Origin of the sequence: Synechococcus sp. BA-120 BA3, from assembly GCF_034931285.1 — a bacterium.
In the GTDB taxonomy this organism is placed as follows: Bacteria; Cyanobacteriota; Cyanobacteriia; order PCC-6307; family Cyanobiaceae; genus Cyanobium.
Genome location: NZ_JAYGHZ010000419.1, coordinates 1 through 2,473, shown reverse-complemented (window position 1 = coordinate 2,473; position 2,473 = coordinate 1). Strand labels below are relative to the sequence as shown.

Below are 2,473 nucleotides of genomic sequence, written 5' to 3'. Positions count from 1 at the left end.
AAGCCAGGGCGAAGAGCTGCTCCCAGTTCTGGTGGAGCGGCCCGACGGCCGCGCTGGCCGCCGCCGCCGGCCCCTCGGGGTCACCCCCCTTGTAGAGCACCCCACCCGGCTCCAGGCGCCAGGGGGCCGGCTCCACCGCTGCGGTGGTCGCTGCCGGCCCATGCCCCTCGCCATGCCCCTCGCCGTGCTCCTGCCGGCGGCCGCCGCCCTGCAGCGCGCCGATCATCGGCGCCAGGGGCAGCAGCAGCACCAGGGCCGCGGAGACCGCCAGGGCCGCCGCACCGCCCACGGGGGCCGACAGGCGGCGGTGCAGGGGGATCCGCTCCATCAGCTCCCTGGGACCGAGGGGCTCGGGATCGGGAATTGCCAGGGGCAGCTGAACGCGGGGATCGAGGCGCAGCAGATCCAGCACCCGCACCAGATCCGCCAGCTCCGCATCGTCGAGATGCATCTCCAGGGGAGGGGTGTCGGGCTGGCTGCTGCGCAGCAGGAGCCGGTGGCCGCCGTCGGGGTGGGGGCCGATGTCGACCGGTTCGCCAGCCACGCTGAATTCGCGGCGCACGCCGCTGATCAGGTGGCGGGCATAGGGCAGCACCACCTGCATCAGGGCCTGGAGATGCTCACGGCGCCCCTCCAGCAACGGCCGGCCCACCCACTGCAGGGTCCAGCCGGTGATGATGCCCAGGGCTGCACCGCTCTGGCCGATGGAGACGTCGGGAAGACCCTCCACCTGAAGCCTGCAGCTGAGCTGATCGAAGACGAGGCTCTGCTTCATCACGGAACTCTGAATCATGGGGGGTCTGCTGCGGCCGCCGTCACGCCACCGCGTCCATCAGGCTGGCCTTGATGCGCTCGAAGCCCCCATGGCCGGCGCAGAGACTGAGGCCCTGCACCAGCTGGAGCCGCTGGGCCGCCCCCTCGTTCGGATCGAGCAGTTTCTGCACACCGCTGCGGCGGGGGTTCATGCGCTCCTGGATCAGTTCCCCCAGACGCCCCTGGAACAGGTCCCAGCGCTCCTTCGCCACCGACTCCGGCTCGCTGCTGGAGAGCAGGGAGCGCAGCATCGGGTAGAGGCGGTCGGCCATGACGCAGAGGATGCGGATCAGGGCATCGGTCTCGGCGACGGGCACCTCGCCGCGTCGGCAGGAGCGCCGCAGGGGGTTGTGGCAGCGCCGCTTCCACAGCTCCACCCGGTTGGGGAAGAGGCCGGCGTAGCCCAGCTGCTCGCTCATCCACACCATCGCCTCGCCGCCGTTGAGGTCAAGCGCCTCCATGCAGAGCAGCATCAGATCGAGACGCTCCAGTCCCCGGCGGGGCAGGGGGCGGGAGGAGCGGTCCTGGGTCGCCGCGTCCGGAGTGTCCTTGGCCATGACTGCGATGATGCCAGCGGCGCCGTCCATCCGTCACGTCGCCGGTACCGGTCCCTTCACCAGCACGACCCAGCAGCACGATGGCCAGCAGCCCTTCCTCGATCGATCTGCGCACCTGGGTCCGGGACATTCCCGACTTCCCGAAGCCGGGCATCCTCTTCCGTGACCTCACGCCCCTGATGCGGGACCCCGAGGGCTGGGGCGAAGCCATCCGCCTGCTGGGCCTGCTCTGTGATCAGGTGCAGCCGGATCTGATCGTGGGCATCGAGTCCCGCGGCTTCATCGTCGGCACGGCCCTGGCCACGATCGCGGGCGTCGGGTTCGTGCCGGTGCGCAAGCCGGGCAAGCTCCCCGGTGAGGTGATCGGCGTCGACTACAGCCTCGAATACGGCACCGACCGGCTGGAGATCCACAGCGATGCCCTCGCCGGCGGTCAGCGGGTGCTGATCGTCGACGATCTCCTGGCCACCGGCGGCACCGCTGCGGCCTGCAGCGAGCTGGTGCAGGCCGCGGGCGGGGAACTCTGCGGCTTCGGCTTCCTGGCGGAACTGGCGGCCCTCGATGGCCGCAGCCGGCTGCCCCAGGAGCATCCGATCGAGTCCCTGATCATCTACAGCTAAGCCTCAGCTCTGCTGGTCCTGCCAGGCCAGGACGCTGTCGAACTGCTCAAGGCTGATGAGGCCGAACCGCCAGAGCACGGCCGGGAGCGGCGCCTGCTCCAGCTGGGACTGGCGGATGCCCAGCTGGAGGGCGTTCTCACTCAGGCCCAGCTGATGGCGCAGGAAGCGCACCATGGCCGGAGAGGGCAGGGGCTGGGGAGAGCTGCTGATCACCATCCCCCCATGCTGCAAGTGGCTGGAGCAGGCGACAAGGTCCCTGGGTCATGGCCCGCAGGGCCAGGGCCCGGCTGGCGTCGACGCGGGCCAGGCAGACCAGGGCGAGCCGGCGCAGGGGCAGCAGCCAGCGGTGGCGGTTGGAGAAGAGCCGCACCAGCAGGTCGGTGGCCAGCAGGGTGAGCAGCAGATCGGGCCAGCGGCGGCGCCCGTAGGCGGCGCCGATGCGGCGCGGCGACAGGGTTCCCCGGGCCGCCCGTTCCGCCAGGC

4 protein-coding genes and 1 pseudogene are annotated in these 2,473 nt (G+C 71.2%); 1 reads left to right on the top strand and 4 read right to left on the bottom strand.

The genetic code is table 11. The annotated features are described in order from the left end of the window. Together VB737_RS16265 and VB737_RS16260 are read right to left on the bottom strand one after the other, a co-directional pair. A partial coding sequence (locus VB737_RS16265) for a DUF4335 domain-containing protein (RefSeq protein WP_500314495.1) occupies positions 1-793 on the bottom strand: 793 nt, incomplete at its 3' end. Between the two features lie 22 nt (positions 794-815). After that, positions 816-1,370 carry a DUF3038 domain-containing protein gene (locus VB737_RS16260; RefSeq protein ID WP_500314493.1) on the bottom strand — a complete coding sequence of 185 codons (555 nt, stop codon included), beginning with the start codon at positions 1,368-1,370 and terminating at the stop codon, positions 816-818. Positions 1,371-1,450: 80 nt separating this feature from the next. Between VB737_RS16260 and VB737_RS16255 the strand changes: the two genes are divergently transcribed. Beyond that, positions 1,451-1,990 carry an adenine phosphoribosyltransferase gene (locus tag VB737_RS16255; protein WP_500314491.1) on the top strand — a complete coding sequence of 180 codons (540 nt, stop codon included), beginning with the start codon at positions 1,451-1,453 and terminating at the stop codon, positions 1,988-1,990. A gap of 3 nt (positions 1,991-1,993) precedes the next feature. Here VB737_RS16255 and VB737_RS16250 read toward each other — a convergent pair whose 3' ends face one another. Together VB737_RS16250 and VB737_RS16245 are read right to left on the bottom strand one after the other, a co-directional pair. Continuing rightward, positions 1,994-2,206 (bottom strand): DUF2949 domain-containing protein, encoded by a 213-nt coding sequence (locus tag VB737_RS16250; protein ID WP_094587206.1) that lies wholly within the window; start codon positions 2,204-2,206, stop codon positions 1,994-1,996. Continuing rightward, a pseudogene (locus VB737_RS16245) lies at positions 2,127-2,473 on the bottom strand (FAD-dependent monooxygenase); the annotation flags it as partial. The pseudogene VB737_RS16245 and the gene VB737_RS16250, both read right to left, overlap by 80 nt.

What these genes read in the sequence shown, in the direction of transcription:
- VB737_RS16260 (WP_500314493.1), bottom strand. Translation starts at nt 1,370, where the DNA reads ATGGCCAAGGACACTCCGGACGCGGCGACCCAGGACCGCTCCTCCCGC.
- VB737_RS16250 (WP_094587206.1), bottom strand. Translation starts at nt 2,206, where the DNA reads ATGGTGATCAGCAGCTCTCCCCAGCCCCTGCCCTCTCCGGCCATGGTG.
- VB737_RS16255 (WP_500314491.1), top strand. Translation starts at nt 1,451, where the DNA reads ATGGCCAGCAGCCCTTCCTCGATCGATCTGCGCACCTGGGTCCGGGAC.